This is a genomic window from Brevundimonas sp. S1H14, assembly GCF_047716865.1.
Lineage (GTDB): Bacteria > Pseudomonadota > Alphaproteobacteria > Caulobacterales > Caulobacteraceae > Brevundimonas > Brevundimonas naejangsanensis.
This window is the reverse complement of sequence record NZ_CP136679.1, coordinates 1,637,073-1,661,878: the sequence shown is the minus strand read 5'-3', so window position 1 is coordinate 1,661,878 and position 24,806 is coordinate 1,637,073. Positions and strand designations below refer to the sequence as shown.

Here is a 24,806-nt window from a genome sequence, read left to right as displayed (position 1 = left end):
GCCACGAAATGCCCCACCAGACAGAAGACATTGAGATCGGCCTGCTGTTGGAGGCGTTGTACCAACGCTACCATTACGACTTCCGCCACTATGCGCGGGCGTCGATCAAACGCCGTCTGCTGCAGGCGCGCAGCCATTTCAACATGCCCAGCCTGACAGCCCTTCAGGAACGGGTGCTGCACGATCCCGAAATGCTTCCCCGCCTGCTCGGATTCCTGACCGTTCAAGTCAGCGAAATGTTCCGCGACCCCGGCTATTTCCGCGCCCTGCGAGAACAGGTCCTGCCTCACCTGCGCACCTATCCGTCGCTGAAGGTCTGGATTGCGGGCTGCAGCGCCGGCGAAGAGCTCTATTCCATGGCTATCCTGTTTCGCGAGGAAGGCCTGTTCGACCGTACGCTGTTCTACGCAACGGACATCAACCCTGACGCCCTAAGAGCTGCTGAGGCTGGGATCTATCCGCTGGATAGGATCCGCAAATTCACCGAGAACCATCAAAAATCAGGAGGGAGATCGTCACTCTCCGACTACTACACTGCGGACTATGGGCGAGCCGTCTTCGACAAATCACTGCGCGCCAACGTCGTCTTCTCTGATCACAGCCTGGTCACGGACGCCGTCTTTGCGGAAATGCAGCTGATCTCCTGCCGCAATGTGATGATTTATTTCGACCGAGGACTTCAGGACCGCGCCGTCGGCCTTTTCAGGGAATCCCTGGCGCGACACGGCTTTCTCGGCGTGGGGTCGAAGGAAAGCCTGCGTTTTTCCCGCCACGCGGCGGCCTTTTCCGAGTTTGTTCCCGAGGAAAAAATATACAGGAAACGCGAGGCATGAGTTCGGCGCCGGACCGGGCCGTGGTGATCGGCGCCTCCGCCGGGGGCGTTCAGGCTCTGCTCGCCCTCCTGCCCGCTCTGCCTGCCGATTTCCCCTGGCCGATCTTCATCGTCCTTCACGTCCCGGCCGACCGCAGCAATGTTCTGGCGCCTCTTTTCGAGGCCCAATGCGGACTTGAGGTGAAGGAAGCTGAGGACAAGGAGCCTGTCCGCTCCGGCGTGGTCTACTTCGCCCCCTCCGATTACCATCTCCTGGTTGAAGAAAACGGGGACTTGGCCCTGTCATCCGACGAAGCGATCAACTACTCACGTCCCTCCATCGACGTTCTGTTCGAGAGCGCCGCGGACGCCTATGGCGAAGGTTTGATCGGCGTCATCCTGACCGGCGCCAACAATGATGGAGCAGCCGGCCTCAAGGCGGTGCACGCCGCCGGCGGCGTCGCCCTGGTGCAGGACCCGACCGCCGCCTATGCCCGGACCATGCCTCAGGCCGCTCGTCAGGCCTGCAACGCCGCGCTCGTGCTGCCGCTCGAACGCATCGCCGACTATCTGAAAGGTCTCGAAAGAGAATGACCAGCACGGAACAGCCGATTCATCTCCTGCTGGTCGACGATCTTGAGGAGAACCTGCTGGCGCTGGAAGCTCTGCTGAAAAGCGAAGGCGTGGTCTGCCTCAAGGCCCGTTCGGGCGACGAGGCGCTGGAGTTGTTGCTGGTTCATGATGTCGCCCTGGCGCTGCTCGACGTTCAGATGCCCGGCATGGACGGTTTTCAACTGGCCGAATTCATGCGCGGCAACGTCAATGCCCGCCACATCCCCATCATCTTTGTCACCGCCGGAAGCGCCGATCTTCAGCGCCGCTTCAGGGGCTATGAAGCGGGCGCGGTGGACTTCATCCAAAAGCCGATTGAGGCGGACATTCTGCGCAGCAAGGCCAAGGTCTTCATCGACCTGTATCGCCAGCGCATGGAAAGCCTCGCCCAGCGCAATGAACTGGAGGCCTACGCCAACGCCCTGCGCGAGGCTGATCGGCGCAAGAACGACTTCATCGCCATGCTGGGCCATGAACTGCGCAATCCCATCATGGCGATTCACGCCGGACTTCAGTTGCTGCAACGCCAGTCGGACGAAGAGCGCAAGGCTGTGATTCACGCCCGCATGGAGGTGCAGGCCCACCACCTTTCGCGTCTGATCGAAGACCTTCTGGACGTCGCCAGAATCGATCAGGGCAAGATTTCCCTCAAACAAGAACGTGTGAGCCTGCAGAGCATCATCGACTCCGCCATCGACACCAGCCGCCCAAGGATCGAGGCTGCATCGCACGAACTGACGATCTCCCTGCCGCCCGAGCCGGTGTGGCTGAAGGGCGACTTCACCCGTCTGTCCCAGGTGATCAGCAACCTGCTCGCCAACGCCGCCAAATACACTCCGCGCGAGGGCCGCATACTCCTATCCGTCGACATCGAGCAGGATCAGATCCGGATTGATGTCGCCGACAATGGCATCGGCGTCTCAGCTGATCTGAAAGACCGGATCTTTGATCTGTTCGCTCAGTCGAAGGGCCCCGACGACCGCTCCCGCGACGGCCTGGGCATCGGCCTGGCGCTGGTCAAACAGCTGGTCGAACTGCACGACGGCACGATCGATCTCGTCAGCGAAGGCCCTGGTCTGGGCAGCTGCTTCACGGTGCGTTTGCCGCTCAGCGCGTGACATATGGACCGGCGTCTCGCCAAGGCGCCGTTTCAGGTCACGAGGCCGACAGGCCAGCCTGAACATCTACTGATTTTTGAGTGGAAAATGGTACGCCCCCCCGGGCTCGAACCGGGGACCCTCTGATTAAAAGTCAGATGCTCTAACCAACTGAGCTAGGGGCGCACATCGCGTCTGCGAAGAGGCGCGGAACATACGGTCGAGTTTCTGATCCGGCAAGCCGATATTTCGGAAAATTTGTTGGAAAACAAACACCCCGGATATGCCAGGCTGGAAAGGGTCTGGAGAGGCGGCGCAATGCTCGTTCGGGTTCAGATTGCGTTCAGAGATTCCACGCAACACCGTGGCGTGCGGGAACCTCCGTCCCCTTTTTCACGTTTCCAGCCCCTGAAAGGGGGAATCTCCATGAGCCAATTCATTCCGAAGCGTCTGCTGCTCGGCGCCGTCGCCCTGGGCGCCATGGCTGCGCTGGCGGCCTGTGAGGAGCCTCGCCACGAACCGGCCCCTGCCCCGGCGCCGGTCGTTGAACCCGAAACCCCCGCCGCCGAGGACGCCGCCGCCCCGACAGCAGCAGAAGCCCCCGACACGCCGCCGACCGCGCCTGTCGAAGCCCTGCCGCCCGACCATCGCTCCTCCGAGGAGACGGTGCAGCCTGAAAGCGATACGCTGTTTTACTGATTCCATCGGCGCAGACGGCTAAGTGCGGCGTGTTAACCACACACAGGGTTCAGATTTGACGTCGAGGCTCCCCCTCCTTCTAGCCACCGCGGCCCTGTGCGCCTTCGCCACACAGGCGACTGCCGAGCCGAGGGCCCAGATTCGCGGCGAGATCGACGCCGATTTGAAGCGACAGCTGGAACAGGCGGTGGGTCAGGTCGACGGCGCCCCGGCCAATCGCTTTGAAGCCCGTCGTCGCGCGCGGGCGGCGCTGGAATCGGCGCAGGCCCTGTTGCGGTCTGAAGGCTATTATCAGGCCACGGTCCAGGATCAGGTCGAAGGCGAGGAAACGCCTGTCGCCATCGTCGAGGTCACGCCCGGCCGCCGGTTCGTTCTGGGAGACGCCAAGGTCAACTGGAGCGCGCCTGCCCCGGACGCAGACACCAGCGCCGCGGTTATCAAGAACATCCAGCTGAAGCCCGGCGAGCCCGGCCGAGCGGCTGACGTGCTGGCGGCTGAGGGACGCTTGATCGCCGACCTGACCCGTCGCGGCTATGCAGACGCCGTCGCCCAGCCCCGCCGGGTCGTCGTGGATCATGCGACTTTTCTGGTGGAGCCAGGCTTCAATGTGGCGTCCGGCGAACTGGTGCGGCTGGACGGCATCCAACTGCGGACACGCGGCCCGACCAAGCTGGATTGGATTCAGAGCCTTGTCCCCTGGCAAGAAGGCGACCGTTACGATCCAGAAGACGTCGCCGAGCTGGAGCGCCGCCTGCTGGACACCGGCGTCTATGACGGCGTGGGCGTCGCCCTGTCGTCGCTGGACGATACGCGCCCGGACGGCTTGAGGCCGGTTGTCGTCACCCTGGCCGATCGGCCGGTCAGCCTGCTTGAGGCAGGCGCCAGCTATTCGACCTACGAGGGCGTCGGCGTCGATATCTTCCGCACCCGCTACAACCGCTTCGGCCGCGCCGACACGCTGCGGTACGGGGCGCGGATCGCCAGCATCGACAGTCGCATCGGCGGCGAGTGGTCGCAGCCCCACTGGCGGCGCGCGGGTCGGACGCTGAAACTGTCGTCCTTCATCGTCAACGAACAGACCGACGCCTATGACCGCAGCGCCCTGACGGTGGCGGCGGACCTGTCCCAGCGCCTCGGCAAGACGTCCTGGTTCAGCTACGGCCTGGGCGTGGACGCCGGGCGATATACGGAATACCGCTTCGATCCCCTGACGCAGACGCCGATCACCCTGGACCGGGACCTGGCGATCGTCACCCTGCGGGGCAGCGCCTTTATGGATCGCTCCAACGATCCGCTGAACCCCACGACCGGCTACCGCCTGTCCGTTTCAGCCCAGCCGACCGCAGTGACGGGCGAGGACACGGTCATGTTCCTGCGCACCGAGGGACAGGCCAGCGCCTATCTGCCGTTGCAGGACGGCGCGAAGACAGTTCTGGCCGGGCGCGCCCGTATCGGCTCGATCATCGGCGGCGAAGAGCTGACGGTTCCCTCCGACCGTCTGTTCTATTCCGGCGGCGGCGGCTCGGTGCGCGGCTATTCCTATCAGAGCATCAACCCGCGCCTGCCGGACAACCGTCCGCGCGGCGGCCTGTCGCTGTTTGAAACCTCGCTGGAGGTGCGGCGCGATATCGGCGAGAAATTCCAGGCTGTCGCCTTTGTCGACGGCGGCGCCGTCGGCTTTCAGGAAACGCCGAACTTCAGCAACATGCGTTACGGCGCAGGGGTCGGCGTCCGCTACAAGCTGCCGTTCGGTCCCGTCCGCGCCGACGTCGCCTTCCCGCTGAACAAGCGCGAAGGCGATTCCGGATTCCAGCTCTACATCAGCATCGGCCAGGCGTTTTGACCGACACTCCTCCGCCTCACGAAACGGGCGCAGACGTCGCCGACACGCCCGCCGAAAAGGCGAAGCGCAAACGCACCCGGCTTCAGCTGGCCGCCTTCATCGCCGGGGTCGTCTCTGCGGGCCTGCTGGCGCTGGTCATCGTCGCCCTCGTCGGCGGGCGGATGTATCTGGTTTCCGATCCGGGCCGTGAACTGATCACAAGCTTCGTCGCCGGCAAGAAGATCAGCCGCTACGGTCGCATCAACGTCGAAGGTCTGCAGGGCGACCTGTTCAGCGATTTCCGCCTGAAACGCGTCACCGTGACCGACGAAAAGGGCGTCTGGCTCGAAGCGACCGATGTGCGCGTCGACTGGTCCTATTGGCCCCTTCTGGCGCGGCGTTTTCACGCCACCGAAATCAGCGCGGGTCAGATCCGTCTGCTGCGCCGCCCGGAACTGGAGGCGCCCACCGAGCCGGGCGGCCCGCAAGCCATCTCCATCGACATCGACCGCTTCAGCGCCAATGTCGAATTGATGGAGGATTTCTCCAAGGAATACGGCCGCTGGACGCTGAGCGGCGACGCCGCCATTCCGCGCAAGGGCGTCAAGACCGCCAACGTCAACGCCTACAGCCTGAACCGCAAGGGCGACTACCTTCGCCTGGCCGCCGCCTTCGGCGACAAGCCTGAAGACCTGCGCGTCAACCTGCGTGCCAATGAGGCCCAGGGCGGGCCGATCGCCGGTTCGCTGGGCTATTCGCCTGACCAGCCCTTCTCGGCTGTCGCCGTGGTGAACGGCGAGGTCATCGACGTGGCCGTGCAGACCGGCCAATTCCGCCCCCTGCTGGTCAAAGGGACCTATGGCGACAACGGCGCCAAGGTTTCGGGCTATGCCGACTTCTCGGGCTCCGACCTGCTGGAGCCGTTCGTCGAGCGCATCGGCCGCACCGCCCGCTTCGGCTTCGCCATGACGCCGGACTCCAAACGCGAGGGCTATCAGGGAGTGGCCTGGCGCCTGTACGCCGACAACATTGAATCCAGCGCGCGCGGCCTGATCCGCACGACGGACAACACCGCGCCGGAAGGCATCAACCTGGAACTGACCACGCCGTCGCTCAGCCGTCTGGTCGGCAGCCCGGTCGCCGGTCCGGCCGCCTATACCGGCGTGTTCAAGGGCGACGCTCAGGTATGGAGCCTGCAAGGTTCGGCCAGTCTGCTGAACGCCGACATCGCCTCCTATCGCGCCACGCGCATCTCGGGTCCGGTCAACATCGCCGCCAACAAGGGTCGTATCGACGTGACGACCGACGTGCGGGCGGTCGGCGGTTCCTCGGCCGGTATCATCGGCGCCCTGTTGGGCGCGACGCCGCACATACAAATGGAAGGCGCCCGCATGGCCGATGGCGCCATGCTGCTGAAGAAGGTCGATGCGCGTGGCCAGGGCCTGACCCTGACCGGCTCGGGCGGACGCAGCCTGAACGGCGGCCTCAACTTTACGGGTCGCGCCGAACTGACCGACCTGTCGCGCATTCAGCCCGGCGCACGCGGGGCCTTTGGCGGACCGATCCGCGCTTCGTCCGCTCGGACCGGCGCGCCCTGGGTCCTCAGCTTCGACGGGCGCGGCTCTCGCATGGCCATCGGCATGGAAGAGCTGGATCGTCTTCTGGGCGCGACGCCGCGCCTGCAACTGGCCGGGTCGCTGAACGACGGCGTCGTCTCCATCAACACCGGCGAACTGACCGGCGCCGCCGGACGCGCAGGCGCCAAGGGGCGTATCGAGGGCTCCAAACTGCGCCTTGCCCTGGACTGGGACGCACGCGGTCCCTTCGGCGTCGGCCCGGTCGCCATCGACGGCGCCATGTCGGGCGACGGCGCCCTGACCGGCACCCTGGCCCAGCCGCGCGCCGACCTGCGCGCCGCCTTCGACAAGGTGGCTGCGGGCGGGCTGATCCTGACCAAGGCTGATCTGATCCTCAGCTTCCGCAAGGGCGCCGACGCCTCGGACGGCCGCGTGGTGCTGACCTCCGGCTCGAACTACGGACCGGCGCGCGCCTCGGGGAACTTCTATCTGGGCGGTCCGCGTCTGCGTCTGTCGGATGTCGATGTGAACGCAGGCGGCGTCACGGCTCAGGGCGACGTGGCTTTGTCAAACAACTTCCCCTCCAGCGCCGATCTGACCTTCACCGCGCGCCAAGGCGCCTTCCTGGCCTCGGGCGAGGCCAACGGCCGGGTGCGCCTGACCGAGGGCGCGGGCGATCAGACCGCCGTGCTGGACATCACCGGCCGCAACGTACGCCTGACGGGTCAGGACTGGACCCTGCGAAATCTGTCGCTGAAAGGCCAGGGCACGCTGGAACGCCTGCCCTTCACCGTGGCTGCCGATGTGGGCGGCGCCAATCCGGTCCAGTTCAACGGTTCCGGCGAATACTCCCGCCAGGGCCCGGCCCAGAGCCTGACCCTGCGCGGCGGCGGCCGTGTGCGCGAGATCGCCTTCACCACCCGTGCGCCCGCCGTCTTCGCCATCAACGGCGACGGCCGCGTAGCGCGGCTGGACCTGGGCGTCGGCGGCGGCGTCCTGACCGGCGAACTGAAGCAGGACAAGCAGGGCGCATCCATTCAAGCCGACATGACCAATGTCGAAATGGGCTCGCTGCTTCCCGATCTGCGCGGTCAGGTGACCGGCCGCATCTCGATGCAGGGACAGGGCGACACCCTGCGCGGCTCGGCCAATGTAGACCTGAAACAACTACGCAGCATCGACGCGCCGCGGGGTCTGGCGGTCGACGGCACGCTGAACGCCGACCTGACCGGCGACGTGCTGCGCCTGCGCGCCCAGGCCCATGACGGAACCGCCGTTCAGGCGACAGCCGACGTCAGCCTGCCGGTCGAAACCTCGGCCGCTCCGCTGCGTCTGGCCATCGCCCGGACCCGGGACATGTCGGGTCAGGTGGCTATTCGCGGTCAGATCCAGCCGATCTGGGACCTGTTCCTGGGCGGCGCCCAATCGCTGTCCGGTCAGGTGAACGGCCAAGCCACGCTGGCGGGCACGCTGAACGCGCCCCGACTGAACGGCCGACTGGACATGACGCAGGGCGCCTTCCGCGACAGCGCCTCGGGTCTGCGCCTGGAGAATGTGACCCTCGCCAGCCGTTTCAACGACAGCCAGGCCGTGATCGAACAGTTTCAGGCCACCGACGGACTGAAGGGCGAGGTTTCCGGCAATGGCGATATCGGCCTGCGTCAGGGATCGCCCTCGACGTTGCGGCTGGAACTGACGCGCTTCCGCATCATCGACAACGACATCGCCAAGGCCCGCGCCAACGGCCGCCTGACAGCAGTGCGCGGCGCGAACGGCGACATTCAACTGACCGGCGACCTGAACATCGACGACGCCGAGATTTCGCCGAACCTGCCCGGCTCCACCGGCATCGTCAAAATGGACGTGGTCGAGATCAACCGTCCCGGCGGCGACCCCGTTCAAACCGAGCAGAAGGCGCGAGGCGGTCCCAGGATCGGCCTGAACCTGAACCTGACCGGACGGGAAATCTATGTGCGCGGTCGCGGTCTGAACGTCGAACTCGCCGCCAATGCGCGGGTACGCGGCACGATCGCCGATCCTCAGTTGTCCGGCACGGCCAATGTAGTGCGCGGCGACTATGAGTTCGCGGGCAAGCGTTTCGTCTTTGACGATCGCGGCTCCGTCACCCTGTCGACGGACCCGTCGCGGATCCGCCTCAACCTTGAAGCCGTCCGCGAGGACCCTGCCCTGACCGCCGTGATCAAGGTCACCGGCACGGCCGCAGCGCCCAAGATCGAACTGACCTCGACCCCCGCCCTGCCCCAGGACGAAATCCTGTCGCAGGTGCTGTTCGGGCGATCCGCAGCCCAACTGTCCCCCTTCGAGGCGGCGCAACTCGCTTCGGCGGTCGCTTCACTAGCGGGCGGCGGCGGCTTCGACGTGATCGGCAACCTGCGCGAACTGGCTGGGCTGGATCGTCTGTCCTTCAGCGGCGAAGCGTCCAGCCTGACCGTCGCGGGCGGCCGCTACATCACCGACGACATCTATCTAGAGGTCATCGGCGGCGCCGAACGCGGGGCGGCGGTCAGCGTCGAGTGGCAGGTCCGCCGCAACCTCGCCGTAACTTCCAAGTTCGGCGGCGAAGGCGACACCTCCCTGTCCGTGCGCTGGCGTCGCGAGGGCCCGCGCCCTGGCGGCGACCGGCGCGACCGCAGGCCTAACGCCTCAGCACGGCGCTGATCTGAGCAAGAGCGCGATCGACGCGCCTGGCTCTCGGCGCTATTTTTGTTCTTGATTTGTTCTCATCGGTCCCGCATCCTGCGGCCATGAGTAAGGCGATCAACGGACGCGGCGCACGCTCCAACGCCTCGGGTCGGTATGAAGCCGATCGGCGCGAGGCTTATGACGACGGCTGGACGGATCAGGACGAGGCGGTTCCTCCGCTTCGCACGACTCTGTCCCCGGAACGCGCCCGCACCATCATCGCCAAAAATACGAGTCCCGACGTCGGCTTCGATCGCTCCATCAACCCCTATAAGGGCTGCGAACATGGCTGCATCTACTGCTACGCCCGTCCGTCCCATGCCTGGATGGGCCTATCCCCGGGCCTGGATTTCGAGAGCCGGATCTTCTTCAAGCCGGACGCCGCGCGTCTGTTGGAACAGGAACTCTCAAAGCCCCGGTACGTCTGTCGGCGCATCCACATAGGGGGCAACACCGACCCCTATCAGCCGGTCGAGCGCGAAACATGTTCTACCCGCTCGATCCTTGAGGTGATGCAACGGTTCAACCATCCCTTCAGCATCATCACCAAATCGGTGCTGATCGCGCGCGACGCCGACATCCTGGGCGATATGGGACGGAGAGGCCAGGCCTCCGCCTTCGTCTCCATCACCACATTGGACCGCAAGCTGGCGCGGGCGATGGAGCCGCGCGCGTCAACCCCTGCCAAACGGCTGGAGGCGATCAGCCGTCTGGCCGACGCGGGCTGTCCCGTCGGCGTCGGCTTCGCTCCCGTCATCCCCGGTCTGAATGATCATGAGCTGGAAGCGGTGCTGGAGGCGGCTCAGAAGGCCGGTGCGACCTCGGCCATGTACGTGACCCTGCGCCTGCCGCTGGAGATCAAAGACCTGTTCCGCGAATGGCTGGCCGACGCCCGCCCTGATCGCGCGGCGCGCGTCATGTCCCTGATCCGCCAGACGCGCGGCGGCAAGGACTATGATCCCGACTGGTCGCAACGGATGAAGGGAACCGGCCCGGTCGCCGAGCTGATCGCCGCGCGCTTCAAAGCGGCGGTCAAACGCTATGGACTGGACGCCCCGCGGCAGTCTCTGGACGTGACCCAGTTCCGCGTCCCGGCAGACGCCCGACCTCAACTGGACCTGTTCGATCTGGCGTCCTGATCAGCGCCGGAACACGCCGACCAGTTCGATGTGCGTCGACCAGATGAATTGATCAATCGGCGTGACGTTCTCCAGCTGGAAACCGGCGTCGACCAGCACCCGCGCATCGCGGGCGAAAGTCTGGGGATTGCACGACACCCCGACAATGACTGAGGCCTTGGTCCCCGGCAATTGCTGCGTCTGCTCTAGTGCGCCTGCGCGCGGCGGGTCCATGACGATAGCCTCGCAGCCCTTGAGGTCATAAGGCGACAACGGACGGCGGAACAGATCGCGCGCCTGAGCCTCAATCCCCTTCAGACCCTGAGCCGTGCTCACGCCTGCCTTCAGGGCGGCGATGGAAGAAGCAGCAGAATCGGCGGCGGTCACGCTCGCGACCTCGGCCAGCGGGAAGGTGAATGTGCCGGCCCCACAGAACAGATCGGCGACCTTCTTGGCCCCTTTCACCGCCGCAACCGCGCGCGCGACCATCGCGGCTTCCGCATCGGGCGACGCCTGCAGGAAGGCGCCCGGCGGCAGGGGTACAGAGGCGCGCCCGAACCGCACGCGCGGCTGGCGCGCCATGACCAGCGTGTCGCCATCCAGACTGAGCCGCGCCAGATCCGCTTCGGCCGCCGCCCCGATGGCCAGCGCCAGTTGATCTCCGTTCAGGCCGCCTGACCGCTTCTCAACGCCGGTCACGTCAACATCCAGACCGCTATCGGTCAGGGTGACATGCAGGGTCGGCGCCGATTTCGGATGCCCCAGCAAGGGCGCGGCGACTTTCGCCAGGGCGGGCAGAGCCGCAGTCAGCTGCGGATCCGACAATGGACAGTCGGTCAGTTCGACCACGCGCCACGACTTGCGCGCCTTGAACCCGAGGATGACCCGCCCGTCCGGCGCCTTGCGCGCGTGCAACGCCAGGCGCCGACGACTGCCCAGCGGCGTAGCCACGGCCGCCTCGACTTCAGTCTCCAATCCCTCACGCGCCAGCATCTGGATGACCACCTCGCGCTTCCAAGCCAGATAGGGTTCCTCGGCCCAGTGCTGCAGCGGCGCCACGCCGCATTCGGCATAGGTCTGCGAGTGGATCGGGCGCCGATCAGGGCTGGCCTCGATCAGGTCGAAGCGCTCGGCCCGGCCGTCCTTGACCTCGGCGGCGACCACCTCGCCCGGCAAGGCGCCCGGCACGAAGACCGGGCCGTCGGCGGTGTCGGCGATCCCGTCGCCCTGATGGCCCATGCGGGCGATGGTCAGCGTCTGCATCATGCGCGCCTTCTAGCGACATCTGCGCGGAAATCGAAACATGAACGAAGATGAACGAAGCGCTCAAAAGCCGTTCAGCTTCGCCGTCCTATCAATGGCTGCAACAGACGGCGGCCTGATCCGTTCAGGTGCGGCATCCGTCGAAGGAACAGAAACGATGATCGCTCTCATCTCGAAAAAAGCCTCGGCCGCCGCCATCGCCGCCCTGGCCTGCGCCTCTGCCGTCGCCCTGCCCGGCGTCGCCTCGGCCCAGAGCTACGGCTACGACTATCCGCCTGCCTATGGTTACGGCGCCAACGGCTACAGCCAGGGACCCTATTACGACCCCTGCGTCCGCGATCAACGTCAGCGCGCCACGACCGGCGGTGTTCTGGGCGCCGCCATCGGCGCCATCGCCGGGTCCCAGATGGCCGCGCGCGGCCGCCGTACCGAAGGCAGCGCCCTGGGCGGGGTTCTGGGCGCCGCGATCGGCGCAGGCGTGGGCAACAGCTCGGCCGCCTGCGACAGCCGCGCTCGCCGCGACGCCGACTACGGCTATCAGGGGACGTATGTCCCGCCGGCCTATGGTTATGACAACCGGGGTTACGACAGCCGCAGCTATGACAATCGCGCCTATGACCGTCGTTATGACGACCGCCGCGACAGCTATGACTACTATCGGGACTATCCCGACACCTACGCCTCTGCGCCCCGCGACGCCGATCAGTGCCGCCTGGCCGAGAGCAACATTCGTCTTCCCGACGGTCGCATGGAGACGCGCTACGTGCGCACCTGCATGGATCAATCGGGCCGTTATCGCGTCGTCGATTAAGTTTCAGCCCCCCTGTCAATCGACGATGTGAAGAGGGCCGCCGGCGATCCGGCGGCCCTCAAATCGTTTCAGTTCAGGGCTTTTGCGCCCAGAGCAGGAACTCGACATTGCCCTCGCCGCCGGTGATCGGACTGTCGGCGACCTCACGCACGCTCCAGCCGCCAGCTTCCAGCCAGTCGCGCACGCGGGCCACGGCTGCGGCATGCGCCTCGGGGTCCTTGACCACGCCCTTCTTGCCGACCGCCTTGGGGCCCTCCGCCTCGAATTGAGGCTTCACCAGAGTAATCAGGTCCGCCCCCGAAGCCGCCAGATCAAGGGCGGCGGGCAATACCTTCGCCAGACTGATGAAGCTGGCGTCGCAGACGATCAGGGACGGCGCATCAGTGATGATGGCGGGCGTCAGATCGCGGGCGTCCGTCTTTTCCAGATTCACAACGCGCGGATCGGCGGCGACTGTCGGGTGAAGCTGTCCCGTGCCGACATCGACGGCGAAGATTCGAGCCGCGCCGCGATCCAGACAGACCTCGGTGAAGCCGCCAGTCGAGGCGCCGACGTCGAGCACGACCCGCCCCTCGACCGCGACCGGCCACAGGTCCAGCGCTCGCTCAAGCTTCAGCGCGCCGCGTCCGACCCAGCGATGGGCGGCCTCGGCCTGGATGACGGCGTCCTCGGCGAACTTTTCCGACGGCTTGGCGACCGTGCGGCTGTCGGCTTTCACCAACCCCGCCTCAATGGCGGCGCGGGCGCGGGCGCGACTGTCAAAGACGCCCCGCGCGACAAGAAGCTGGTCGATCCTCACGCCCTTACAGGGATTCCAGCCGCTTCAACGCGGCCTGCAGGCGGGCCTTGCCCTCCTCCGCTTCAGCCAGTTTGGCGCGCTGTTCATCGACGACTTCCGCCGCCGCACGCGACACGAAGTTGGGGTTGCCCAGCTTCTTGTTCACATGGCCGATGTCAGCGTCGAAGGCGGCGATTTCTTTCTCGAGGCGCGCGCGCTCGGCGGCGAGGTCGATGATGCCCGCCAACGACAGGGCGACCGTCGCCCCGCCCGAAACGAAGGTCACGGCCCCGGCCGGCGCGGCCTCGACCACGGCCAACTCGGACACGCGGCCCAGGGTCAGGATCAGGTCGCGGTGGCGCGCGATGCGTTCAGCCGTGGCGGCGTCCGGGGCGACGAAGGCCAGCGGCGGTTTGGCCGACGGCGGCACGTTCATCTCGGCCCGCAGAGCGCGGATCTCACCGATCAGATCGACCAGCCAGCCGATCTCGGCCTCGGCCGAGGCATCGACAAAGGCGTCCGGCAGCACGGGCCAGGTCTCGCCCATCAGCAGGCCGTCGCGGCCAGAATCACGGGCAGCGCCTTCCTTGCCCAGTTCCCCCCACAACTCCTCGGTGATGTAGGGCATGACCGGGTGCAGCAGCTTCAGCGTCTGGTCGATGGTCCAGGCGGTCATGGCGCGCGTCTCGGCCTTGGCGGCTTCGTCCGAACCGTTGAACACGGGTTTGGCCAGCTCCAGATACCAGTCGCAGAAGACATTCCAGATGAAGCGGTAAAGCGCGCCCGCCGCATCGTCGAAACGGCCGCCTTCGATGGCGTCCGACACCTGGCGCTCGGCCTTGGTCAGTTCGCCGCGGATCCAGCGGTTGATCGTCTGCTGCACGGTCGCAGGGTCGAAGCCCTCGACACGGCGCGCCTCGTTCATCTGGCTGAAGCGTGCGGCGTTCCACAGCTTGGTGCCGAAATTGCGATAGCCTTCAATGCGCTGCTTCGACAACTTGATGTCGCGCGTGCCCGACAGGATGGCCATGGTGAAGCGCAGGGGGTCGGCGCCCAGTTCGTCGATGATGTTCAGCGGGTCGATGACGTTGCCCTTGGACTTCGACATCTTCTGGCCCTTCTCGTCGCGGACCAGACCATTGATGATGACGCGCTTGAACGGCACTTCGCCGTCCATGAAGTGCATCCCCATCATCATCATCCGGGCGACCCAGAAGAAGATGATGTCCGCCGCCGTAACCAGATCGCTGGTCGGATAGAAGCGCTCCAGATCTTCGGTCTTCTCCGGCCAGCCCATGGTCGAGAAGGGCCACAGGGCGGAACTGAACCAGGTGTCCAGAACGTCCTCATCCTGGGTCAGCACGACCTCGGAATCATAGTCCGACAGTGCCTGTTCGCGGGCGTCCTCTTCCGTTTCGGCGACGTAGATTTCGCCATTCGGGCCGTACCAGGCCGGGATGCGGTGCCCCCACCACAACTGGCGCGAAATGCACCACGGCTCGATGTTGCGCAGCCATTCGAAGTAGATCTTCTCATAGGACTTCGGCTCGAAGACGGTCGCGCCGTCCTCGACCGCCTTCAGGGCAGGCTGGGCCATGACCTTGGCGTCGACGTACCACTGGTCCGTCATCCATGGCTCGATGACGACGCCAGAGCGGTCGCCGTGCGGGACCATGTGCCTGGTCTTCTCGATCTCGCGCAGCCAGCCCTCTTCCTCGGCGCGGGCGACGACGGCCTTGCGAGCGGCGAAGCGCTCCATGCCCTCGTATTCTGCGGGCACGTCCGGCGTGTCGGCGGCGGTGATGCGACCGAAGGCGTCCATGACGTTCAGGGCTTCAAGTCTTGCACGCTTTCCGACCCCGAAGTCATTGAAATCGTGGGCAGGCGTGATCTTCACCGCGCCAGAACCTTTGGTCGGATCGGCATAGTCATCGGCGACGATCGGAATGCGACGGCCGGTGATCGGCAGGGTCACGAACCTGCCGACCAGACCCTTGTAGCGCTCGTCCTCCGGGTGAACGGCCACGCCGGTGTCGCCCAGCATGGTCTCCGGCCGGGTCGTGGCGACGACGATGAAGTCGCGCGTCTCGAACTCCGTCGCCTTGCCGTCCTCGTCGAAGGCGACCGGGTGCTGATAGGTCACGCCGTCCGACAGACGATAAGCGAAGTGCCAATAGGCGCCGTCGACCTCCTTCTGCTCGACCTCAAGGTCGCTGATGGCGGTCTGGAAATGCGGGTCCCAGTTCACCAGACGCTTGTCGCGATAGATCAGGCCGTCCTTGTGCAGTTGCACGAAGACCTTGCGGACGGCGGCGTTCAGCCCCTCGTCCAGGGTAAAGCGTTCGCGCGACCAGTCGCACGACGAGCCCAGACGGCGCAGTTGGCGCACGATGGTCCCGCCGGATTCGGCCTTCCACTCCCACACCTTCTCGATGAAGGCGTCGCGGCCCATGTTCCGGCGGCCGATGTTGCCCTCGGCCGCCAGCTTGCGCTCGACCACCATCTGGGTGGCGATGCCCGCGTGGTCGGTGCCCGGCAGCCACAGGACGGCCTTGCCCTTCATACGGTGATAACGGGCCAGGATGTCCTGAAGCGTGTTGTTCAGGGCGTGGCCGATGTGCAGGCTGCCCGTTACGTTCGGCGGCGGAATGACGATCGAATAGGCGTCGGCGGCGCCGTCTGTGGGCTTGGCCGCGCGCGGGACGAACAGGCCGCTGTCCTCCCACTGGGCGTAGATGCGCGGCTCGGCGGCCTTGGGTTCGAACGTCTTCTCAAGCATGGTCATCTCGTTTCCCCGCGGCGTCGCGCGAATACGCCGCTGATCGGGGCTGGAATTCTTCGGTAAAGCAAAGGGCGGTCCCGCCGGAACCGCCCTTAAGTGACTTAATGATCGCCGCAGCCCACGGCTAGGTCAAATCAGTGACGTCGCTGCGAGAACCAGCCTTCGTCCGTCCTAAGAAGCGACCCGGCCACGGCCAGGATCGCCAGCATCTGCTCAAAGCGATCCATCTTGCGGCGGCCATTTGGCCCCGCGAAACGGCCCGACAGTTCATCAAGCGACAGCGGCCCCATCTCGAGCCGAAAAACATCCAGGACTTCTGCGGCCAGATCTTCCGGAGCCTCCGGCAGGGGACGGATATCCCTGACCTGCGGGCGCAATGTCTCGACCGCCCGACGCGGGCCCACCGGTTTCACCCGGTCCTGCTGATAAGCGGGTCGCAGGAAACGGACATCGCCTCTCGCCTCCTGATCCGCACGCTCCTGGTTCAACGCCAGCAGGGCCGCCAGAATAGCCTCATCCGTCATACCCGAGGGCCAGCCATAGGCTCGATGAACCGCCGCATCCAGCTCCCGGTGCAGACGATCCAGTTTATCAAACCGACCCGAGCATCGCTCATTATAAAGCACCGTCATCGTCAGGGCGTCGTCCAAAGCCATCAACTCCTGACGCTTGGCCTCGATGGCTTCGGCGGCCACGCCGATCTCCAGGCCCGCCATCCCATCAAGACACGGGAACGGGAAGGTGTCGAAACAGGCGGTCTTGTTATAGACGGGCCGGTCCTCGAGGCGCCCGCCCTGCGCCAACGCCCACAGCCCATGCGCACGGGACGACAGCACGCCCAGAACGCGTGGATCATCCGACGCGACCGCCACCACCGTGTTGTCAGGCAGAACATCCGCATCCAGAAAGCGGAACCAGCGGTGCTTGGATTTCTCGACCGTGGCGATGTAGCGGGGCAGCCCGCGCAAGGCGTCGCGGAAGGCGCCTCGCGGTTCGCCGAACACCCACCATTTGTCGCGATAGGCGGCCCGACTGTTCCGGTCACGCTCAACCTTCACCGTGTCCGTCAGGCGCCGAAAGACCCGTGGCCAAAAGCGCCGGACATCGTCCTCCTCCAGGCCGTACAGGTCGATCACCTTCACGCCGCGAGGGCGGGCCGCCAGATCGCGCCCGTTCCGATAGGCCCGGATCGGCGGCGCATCCACGCCATCGCGCGCCAGTTCGTCGGCCTCGCTCTCCGAAACGATAAAGCCCGCCCCGTGCAGCTTCACGCCCGGCGAACACAGGAGTGCGTTCGCCCTCAACGGCTGCGCGGAGGACACCCCGCCGCCTATGGTCAGATCGGCGCCGATATCGCCCCGCTTTTCATCGAACTGAAGGACGATCTCGCCGCCTGCATCCGGACGCTCCTCTCGGATCGTAAGCAGGCGTCCCTGGCCGTTCGGGGCGCCGCGCTCGGCCACAGTCATGGCGATACGCACCTCGGCGCCACGTTCCTCGCCCTTGCTCCAGGGATGGTCAGGAATGGCGAAGGTCAGCCGCATGGGCGGCTCTCCGTTCAGGTGATGCTCCAGCACGCGGCGCGAGAAGTTCTGGGTGATGGAATTGGTGGTGATGAAGCCGAACCGCCTTAGCTGGCTCTTGGGCGCCGTCAGGATTTCAGCGGCGCGATCCCACCACGCCATGACCAGATCGGCCGAGCGGAACCGCCCCTGCCGCACATGCCACAGGGCGTCGACATAGCCGTCGCCCAGCTCGCGCCGAAGGTTCTTGCCCGCGATGAAGGGCGGGTTGCCGATGATGAAATGAGCGACCGGCCATTGGGTCGGCTGGGGCCGGCGATAGTGCACGACCTCCGTTTCCCGGTTGAACCGCCACAGACTGATCGGGCGGCCGCGCGCATCGCGATGCAGATCTTCACCCGCCGACACGAGCAGGGCGTCGGCCCGGATGATGCGGTCGCGCCCCCGTCTCGGAGCCAGTTGACCGGTAGCGGCCAGTTGGGACGGCGCCTCTCCGTTGCGGATGCGCCATTGCAGGTACCCGATCCACATGACGACCTCAGCGATCGAGGCGGCGTGGTCGGATTTCTCAATGCCCCAGAACTGGGTCGGGTTGATCTTGCGGCGCACAGCCGCGTCGGTCACCTCGCCTCCCAGTTGCTGCAAGGCGCTGAGGACGTCCCTCTCTAAGTCCTTCATCATGGTCATGGCGACATAGAGGAAGTTGCCCGTTCCGCAGGCGGGGTCCAGCACCCGGATCGTGCATAGGCGTCGTTGGAACCGCCGGACCGCCGCTCGTGCAGCCACGGCTTCGCCCCGGGCGTAATCGCTGAAAGCACAGGCTCGCACCGCCTCCCACTCCGCGCGCAGCGGGTCTATGATCGTCGCATCCACCAGGCGCTGCACATAGGCTCTCGGCGTGTAATGCGCGCCGAGTTCGTTACGATCGCCGGGTTCCAGAGCACGCTCCAGAAAGCTTCCGAAGACAGCGGGCTCGACGGCGGACCAGTCGCAGCCGGCGGCGCGTATCAATACCTCCAGATCAGCCTCGCTGAGCGGCAGCGCCACCTCTTCGCGAAACAGACCGCTGCCGAACGCGGGCACGTCCTGACGCAAGGCGGCGCAGTGACCTCCGCGCGCCAGACTGCGGAATACGGTCGCCGCGCTCAGGTGAAAGCGGGCTGCATGGCCGCGATAGCTTTCCAGCAGCGTCAGAAAGCCCTTGTGACGGATCAGACCGACGCTGTCGGCGTACATCGCCAGGATGCACTGCATCACGAACATGAAGATGCGACGATCCGTGATCGGCTGAAACGCCTGCGATGGATTATGCAGCGCCCGAGCCCGCATCGAACGCACCAGGCGCCCCAACACGCCCGAAATCTCCTGCGTCGCCGCATTCACCGGACGTTGCGGGTCAAGGCTGCGGGGGGCGTCCCACACCTTTCGCAGACGTTCCCTGATCGCCGGATCACGCAAATCCATCAGATCGATGCGGCTGCTCTTCACATCTGGAAACGGCGCATAGCCCCTCCCCGCCCGCTCGAAGTCAGCCCACAGGTGAATGGCCGCGCCGACATCGACCATCATCAAGAACGGCGGACATGCCGGCAGGGCCGCCGCATAGTTTTCAGCTTGAGCGCGCGCCTTGCCCATCAAGCGATTCAAGGCCTCCACGCCGCCCTTCGGCGCCTTTCGTCCGGGGCCATTCAACAGGGCCGCCAAATGACGCAGATCCATATCATCGCCCGCAGCCTGTTGGGGCGACAGCTTGAGCTCCATCACGAAAGAGCCGTGCTTGAAGCAGTCGATGGATTTGTTGCTGACCCGCCCCTCCCCGAGGTGGAATTTCACCCCGCGCTCGAAACAGTAATCACGGTCCCCAACCGCCTGCTGCCCCGGCGCTGCTACGCCCAGGACAGCGCAGAGTTCGATGATGAAGCTCTGGCCGTTCGCCCTTTCGCCAATCGTCGCCTCGCTCCAGCGCGCAATGAAAGCCTCGACGTCCATAGATTGTCCCTCCCTCGAGAAACTCTCTCATAACGCGAATATATTAATGACAACAACTTAACCTTGCATTGCAGGCGTGCTTAGCCGTTCCGGCGGGCTGCCGGAGGTCAAGAGCTGGAAAGACGATGGGCCTTTGGGCTGCAGTTAGCGCCGACTCATCTTCGGCCTCAGGCCCTGGACGAGACCCCGCCCAGATAGCGGCTGTGCAGCAGCGGCTTGCCCAGCCAATAGGCCAGTTCGGCCGGGCGGCTGATGTCCCACACGGCCAGATCGGCGGCCTTGCCCGCCTCGACCGTGCCGATCTCTTCGTGCAACCCTAGCGCGCGGGCCGCATGACGCGTGACCCCGGCCAGCGCCTCTTCCGGGGTCAGGCGGAACTGGACGCAGGCCAGGTTGATCGCCGCCGTCATCGACGCGACCGGCGAAGTGCCGGGGTTGCAGTCCGTCGCCACCGCCATGCGCGCGCCATGCTGGCGCAGCAGGGCGATCGGCGGCGCCTGCGTCTCGCGCAGCATCAGGAAGGCGCCGGGCAGCAACACCGCCACCACGCCCGCCTCAGCCATCGCCTTCACGCCCGCCTCGGTCGTGTGCTCGATATGGTCGGCCGACAGGGCCTGATAGCGCGCGGCCAGCGCCGCCCCGCCGCCGTCCGACAACTGGTCGGCGTGCAGCTTGACCGGCAGGCCCAGTTCCTCAGCCTTGTCGAACAGGCGGCTGACCTCCTCGACCGAGAAGGCGATGGGTTCGCAATAGGCGTCCACCGCGTCGACCAGTCCTTCGGCGTGGGCGGCAGGCAGGATTTGATCCACAGCCTTGTCCACATAGGCGGCGCGGTCAGCCTTATGCTCCGGTGGGACGGCATGAAGGCCGAGATAGGAGGTGCGCACCCGCACCCCGGCCTCGCGCCCGATGCGGCGCGCGACACGCAGCATCTTCAGTTCGCTGTCATGATCCAAACCATAGCCGGACTTGATCTCAACGGTGGTGACGCCTGTGGCCTTCAGCCCCTCCAGCCGCGCCAGGGCCGAGGCGTAGAGCTGATCCTCACTCTCTTCGCGCGTGGCCCGCACAGACGAGACGATGCCGCCCCCGGCGCGCGCGATCTCTTCATAGGTCGCGCCTTCCAGCCGCTGCTCGAACTCACCCGAGCGTTCGCCGCCGAAGACCAGATGGGTGTGGCAGTCGACCAGCCCAGGCGTGACCCAGCGCCCGCCCAGACGGTCGGTTTCCACAGCCTTGTGTACAGGCAGGTCCACGCGTGCGCCGACCCAGACGATGCGCCCATCCTTGATCAGGATGGCGGCGTCCTCGATGGCCCCATAAGGCTCCCCGCCCTCCGTCATTGCGGCGACGTGGCAGTCCGTGATGAGCCGATCGTAAGTCAGTGTCATTCGTCAGTTTCCAGCCTTCCAGCGGCCTGTCTCAAAGCTTCAACCATCTGTGGATCAACGACCTCGGCAGGGGTCAAATGGCTGATCACGTACCAGCGCCCCCAACGCCAAGGTTCGAAAGGCATATCGCTAACTCTAATGCGGCGGGCAAAAGCGATCACAACACCCTCAGCAGGCGTCTCACCACAATTGGTACTGACATTGGCCACACTTTTCCTAGGAGGAGTACTTCCTTGAATGGAAAGCACAGGGCGGAGTTGGCTCCGAGCCTCCGTTTCAGGTTTGGCTCTAGCTAGGAAAACGGCGTCTGCAGCGCTCAACAAACCCTGCTGAAAGTCCAGATTCTCGGCGTAGGTCGGCGCAAAGTACGAGCAGGACCAAGCGGGAGCAACGCCTACACATCCTAGCAGCAGAACTAGGGTCGCCGCCCAACGTCCTGTCATCGCGCGGCCACTCCAGCCAGGATTTCGCAGAACCAGCGGCCCGCCGTCAGGGAGCCGAGGTCGCCGACTTCCAGCGAGGGGTCGTATTCGGTCAGGTCGACGGCGCGCACCTTGGAGCAGGCGCCGATGGCGCGGGCGGCGTCGAAGAAGTCGTGCACCGACACTCCGCCCGGCCGCGCGCCGGGGCTGGCGGGCCACTGGCTGCGGTCAATGACGTCGATGTCGAAGTCGACGTAGATGACCTCGCACAGGGACGACAGGCGCTCCAACTCCTCGACCACGATATTGGCCAGACCGCGCTGGCGGCACTCTCGCGCGGTGCGGACGCTGATGCCTGAGCCTTCCGCCTTTTCGTGGGCGCGGCGGGTGTTGGCGAAGGGGGCGAGGCCGACCTGGCTGATGCGATGACCGTCCATGCCGTCGTCCAGCAAAGCCTGGATCGGATTGCCGTTGGTCAGGCCCTGATCCGTGTCGCGCAGGTCGAAATGGGCGTCCAGCGTCAGGACGCCGACGCTCGAAAGCCCCTTGGCGAGCCCCAGCGCGTGAACGCCCGGCCGGGTGATGGCGTTGTTGCCGCCGACCAGAATCGTGAGGTCGCGATGGGCCTGCGCCGCCACCGCGTCGCGCACCGGCTCGAAGGCGTCGAAAGGCGAGACGGCTTTCAGCGCCACATCGCCCGCGTCGTGGACCTTGATCTCGAGTTCCATGCCCGTCTCGACATCATAGGTCGACAAACGCGGCAGCACGCCTCGCAGGGCCTTCGGTCCCAGATCGCAACGGCCCGGCGTCAGCGACCGCTCGTTCAGCGGCGCACCGATCAGGGCGACGCGCGCGTCGGGATGATGGCCCACCAGATCGCCGACAGATCGCCACCCCAGGGCTTCAGACGGTTCGCTCATGGGGATCATCCTTTAGCCAATTAACTTTTAGTGGGGGAAAAGCGCGCGACCAGATCATAGGCCGCGCCGGGGAAAATCTGTGAGGCCCAGGTCACGCCCTGACCGTCGCGCCAGGTGCGACGCTCAAGCCGCAGACAGGGCGCGCCGTCGGCCAGCCCCAGACCCGCCGCCGTCTCATGATCGGCGCCGACCGCCGAGATGCGATGCTCGGCCTCGGTCCAGGGCATGTGAGCCAACAGCCAGCCGCCCGGCGGCTGCATTGTGAAGTCGGCGGTCTCCGCCTCCGGCGCCGCCGACAGGGAGATCAGGCGCCGCTCGAACACGAACGGCAGATCGTCCGCCAGGTGCAACGTCTGCAGTTCGATCAGCCGCTCGCCCAACCCCTCTTCGTCCTCACCGGCCGGGCGCACGATCCGGCCCAGCAGGCGGTGGGAATAGGCCAGCCCCCGCCCCTCGACCTCGGACTGAATGTCGGGAATGGCGACCAGAGCCGAGGAATGCACCGGCGGATGGGCCACTACGGTCCCGGCGCGGCGGCGGCGCACCACCAGCCCGCGAGACGCCAGATCGGACATGGCGCGCGACACCGTCATGCGGGCGCAACCGTACTCCGTCGTCAGTTCAGCCTCGGTCGGAATGCGGAAGCCCGGCCGCCACTCGCCCGAGGCGATGCGGCGCTCGATGTCGCTCGCGATGCGACGATGAAGCGGCTCCTGATCCATCATGCGAAACTGCCCCTTGCGCGCATTAATGTCTAGACATAACACTGAGCCCAACATTCGACGGCCGAAGCCGCATGGAGGATTCGATGTCCACGCCCAACACTCGCCAGAATACCAGAGTGATCCGCAGCCCGCGCGGGCCGGAAAAGACCGCAAAAACCTGGGCCGCCGAGGCCGCCATGCGGATGCTGATGAACAATCTCGACCCCGATGTGGCCGAGCGCCCCGAGGATCTGGTCGTCTATGGCGGCATCGGCAAGGCGGCGCGCAACTGGCAGGCGTTCGACACCATCGTCGACCAACTCAAGAAACTGGAAGCCGACGAGACGCTGATGGTCCAGTCGGGCAAGCCGGTCGGCGTGTTCCGCACTCATGTCGATGCCCCGCGCGTGCTGATCGCGAACTCCAACCTGGTGCCCAAATGGGCGACCTGGGACCATTTCAACGAGCTCGATAAGAAGGGGCTGGCCATGTACGGCCAGATGACCGCCGGATCGTGGATCTACATCGGCACCCAGGGCATCGTTCAGGGCACCTATGAAACCTTCATGGAAGCGGGTCGCCAGCACTATGGCGGCGACTGGTCGGGCAAGTGGATTCTGACGGCAGGTCTGGGCGGCATGGGCGGCGCCCAGCCGCTGGCCGCGACCATGGCCGGGGCCTCCTGCATCACCATCGAGTGCCAGCGCAGCCGCATCGAGTTCCGCCTGCGCACCCGCTATGTCGACGTCATGGCCGAGACGCTGGACGAGGCGCTGGCTCTGCTGGAGCAGTCGTTCAGGGACAAGAATCCCTTGTCGATCGGCCTGTTGGGCAATGCGGCTGATCTTCTACCTGAAATGGTCAAGCGCGGCGTTCGCCCCGATCTGGTGACGGATCAGACCAGCGCCCACGACCCGGTCAACGGTTACCTGCCCTCGGGCTGGACCGTCGCCGAGTGGGAGGAAAAGCGCGTCAGCGACCCGGCCGCCGTCGAGACCGCTGCGCGCGCGTCGATGGCCACACACGTCAAGGCCATGCTGGACTTCCAGAAGATGGGCGTCCCCACGACCGACTATGGCAACAACATCCGTCAGGTCGCCTTTGACGAAGGCGTCGAGAACGCCTTCGACTTCCCCGGCTTCGTGCCCGCCTATATCCGCCCGCTGTTCTGCCGCGGCATCGGGCCGTTCCGCTGGGCCGCTCTGTCGGGTGATCCCGAGGACATCCGCAAGACGGATGAGGCGATGAAGAAGCTGTTCCCCGACAACGCGGGCCTGCACCGCTGGCTGGACATGGCGGGGGAGCGCATCGCCTTCCAGGGCCTGCCGGCGCGCATCTGCTGGATCGGTCTGGGCGACCGTCACCGCGCGGGCCTGATGTTCAACGAGATGGTCGCTTCGGGCGAACTGAGCGCCCCCATCGTCATCGGCCGCGATCACCTGGACAGCGGCTCCGTCGCCAGCCCGAACCGCGAGACCGAAGCCATGATGGACGGCTCGGACGCCGTGTCCGACTGGCCTCTGCTGAACGCCCTGCTGAACACGGCGTCGGGCGCGTCGTGGGTGTCGCTGCATCACGGCGGCGGGGTCGGCATGGGCTATAGCCAGCACTCAGGCGTGGTCATCGTCGCCGACGGCACCGAAGAAGCCGCCAGACGTCTGGAACGCGTGCTGTGGAACGACCCGGCCACCGGCGTCATGCGCCACGCCGACGCCGGATACGACATCGCCAAGGACGCCGCGCGCGAACACGGCCTGAACCTGCCCTCGCTGGACCTGTAAGCT

Annotated in this window: 16 protein-coding genes and 1 tRNA gene; 9 read left to right on the top strand and 8 right to left on the bottom strand. The window is 65.7% G+C overall.

Annotated features, from left to right (window positions below; translation table 11 throughout):
* The first annotated feature begins 8 nt into the window (after window positions 1-8).
* From RSD66_RS08115 to RSD66_RS08105, 3 genes are read left to right on the top strand one after another with little or no spacing between them, the layout of a single operon-like run.
* Complete coding sequence (locus RSD66_RS08115; RefSeq protein WP_024352911.1) at window positions 9-833, top strand: CheR family methyltransferase; 825 nt, start codon at window positions 9-11, stop codon at window positions 831-833.
* Window positions 830-1,405, top strand: a complete 576-nt coding sequence (locus RSD66_RS08110; RefSeq protein ID WP_024352912.1) for a chemotaxis protein CheB — start codon at window positions 830-832, stop codon at window positions 1,403-1,405. The genes RSD66_RS08115 and RSD66_RS08110 overlap by 4 nt, the downstream gene beginning before the upstream one ends.
* Window positions 1,402-2,541, top strand: coding sequence for a hybrid sensor histidine kinase/response regulator (locus tag RSD66_RS08105; RefSeq protein ID WP_346522819.1), 1,140 nt, complete (start codon window positions 1,402-1,404; stop codon window positions 2,539-2,541). Before RSD66_RS08110 ends, RSD66_RS08105 begins: the two co-directional genes overlap by 4 nt.
* A gap of 88 nt (window positions 2,542-2,629) precedes the next feature.
* Here RSD66_RS08105 and RSD66_RS08100 read toward each other — a convergent pair.
* A tRNA-Lys gene (locus tag RSD66_RS08100) sits at window positions 2,630-2,706 on the bottom strand.
* A gap of 240 nt (window positions 2,707-2,946) precedes the next feature.
* On the opposite strand from RSD66_RS08100, the gene RSD66_RS08095 reads away from it, so the two are divergent.
* The 4 genes from RSD66_RS08095 to RSD66_RS08080 all read left to right on the top strand — a co-directional run bounded on the left by RSD66_RS08095 (window position 2,947) and on the right by RSD66_RS08080 (window position 10,460).
* Window positions 2,947-3,219, top strand: coding sequence for a hypothetical protein (locus RSD66_RS08095; protein ID WP_024352914.1), 273 nt, complete (start codon window positions 2,947-2,949; stop codon window positions 3,217-3,219).
* Window positions 3,220-3,274: 55 nt separating this feature from the next.
* Entirely contained in the window at window positions 3,275-5,062 is a 1,788-nt protein-coding gene (locus RSD66_RS08090; RefSeq protein ID WP_415287240.1) for an autotransporter assembly complex protein TamA, read from the top strand.
* A complete protein-coding gene (locus RSD66_RS08085; protein WP_415287239.1) occupies window positions 5,059-9,297 on the top strand; it encodes a translocation/assembly module TamB domain-containing protein in 4,239 nt (1,412 codons plus the stop codon). The genes RSD66_RS08090 and RSD66_RS08085 overlap by 4 nt, the downstream gene beginning before the upstream one ends.
* A gap of 86 nt (window positions 9,298-9,383) precedes the next feature.
* Entirely contained in the window at window positions 9,384-10,460 is a 1,077-nt protein-coding gene (locus RSD66_RS08080) for a PA0069 family radical SAM protein (protein WP_415287238.1), read from the top strand.
* Here the strand turns inward: RSD66_RS08080 and RSD66_RS08075 are convergent, their stop codons facing one another.
* The gene (locus RSD66_RS08075; protein ID WP_415289578.1) at window positions 10,461-11,702 is read right to left on the bottom strand and encodes a class I SAM-dependent RNA methyltransferase; all 1,242 of its coding nucleotides are present in this window, start codon (window positions 11,700-11,702) and stop codon (window positions 10,461-10,463) included.
* A gap of 157 nt (window positions 11,703-11,859) precedes the next feature.
* On the opposite strand from RSD66_RS08075, the gene RSD66_RS08070 reads away from it, so the two are divergent.
* Window positions 11,860-12,513 carry a glycine zipper 2TM domain-containing protein gene (locus RSD66_RS08070; RefSeq protein WP_415287236.1) on the top strand — a complete coding sequence of 218 codons (654 nt, stop codon included), beginning with the start codon at window positions 11,860-11,862 and terminating at the stop codon, window positions 12,511-12,513.
* Window positions 12,514-12,586: 73 nt separating this feature from the next.
* Here the strand turns inward: RSD66_RS08070 and RSD66_RS08065 are convergent, their stop codons facing one another.
* The 6 genes from RSD66_RS08065 to RSD66_RS08040 form a co-directional block, all read right to left on the bottom strand.
* Window positions 12,587-13,312 carry a TlyA family RNA methyltransferase gene (locus RSD66_RS08065; RefSeq protein WP_415287235.1) on the bottom strand — a complete coding sequence of 242 codons (726 nt, stop codon included), beginning with the start codon at window positions 13,310-13,312 and terminating at the stop codon, window positions 12,587-12,589.
* 4 nt (window positions 13,313-13,316) lie between these two features.
* On the bottom strand, window positions 13,317-16,070 hold the full coding sequence (locus tag RSD66_RS08060) for a valine--tRNA ligase (protein ID WP_415287234.1): 2,754 nt from the start codon (window positions 16,068-16,070) through the stop codon (window positions 13,317-13,319).
* A 137-nt stretch (window positions 16,071-16,207) separates the two neighbouring features.
* On the bottom strand, window positions 16,208-19,585 hold the full coding sequence (locus RSD66_RS08055; protein ID WP_415287232.1) for a class I SAM-dependent DNA methyltransferase: 3,378 nt from the start codon (window positions 19,583-19,585) through the stop codon (window positions 16,208-16,210).
* 167 nt (window positions 19,586-19,752) lie between these two features.
* Window positions 19,753-20,970 carry an imidazolonepropionase gene (gene hutI / locus RSD66_RS08050; protein ID WP_415289577.1) on the bottom strand — a complete coding sequence of 406 codons (1,218 nt, stop codon included), beginning with the start codon at window positions 20,968-20,970 and terminating at the stop codon, window positions 19,753-19,755.
* A gap of 445 nt (window positions 20,971-21,415) precedes the next feature.
* On the bottom strand, window positions 21,416-22,318 hold the full coding sequence (locus tag RSD66_RS08045; protein WP_415287230.1) for an agmatinase family protein: 903 nt from the start codon (window positions 22,316-22,318) through the stop codon (window positions 21,416-21,418).
* A gap of 20 nt (window positions 22,319-22,338) precedes the next feature.
* Window positions 22,339-23,040, bottom strand: coding sequence for a UTRA domain-containing protein (locus RSD66_RS08040; protein WP_415289576.1), 702 nt, complete (start codon window positions 23,038-23,040; stop codon window positions 22,339-22,341).
* Window positions 23,041-23,126: 86 nt separating this feature from the next.
* Between RSD66_RS08040 and hutU the strand changes: the two genes are divergently transcribed.
* Complete coding sequence (gene hutU, locus RSD66_RS08035) at window positions 23,127-24,803, top strand: urocanate hydratase (RefSeq protein WP_415287228.1); 1,677 nt, start codon at window positions 23,127-23,129, stop codon at window positions 24,801-24,803.
* Window positions 24,804-24,806 lie beyond the last annotated feature (3 nt).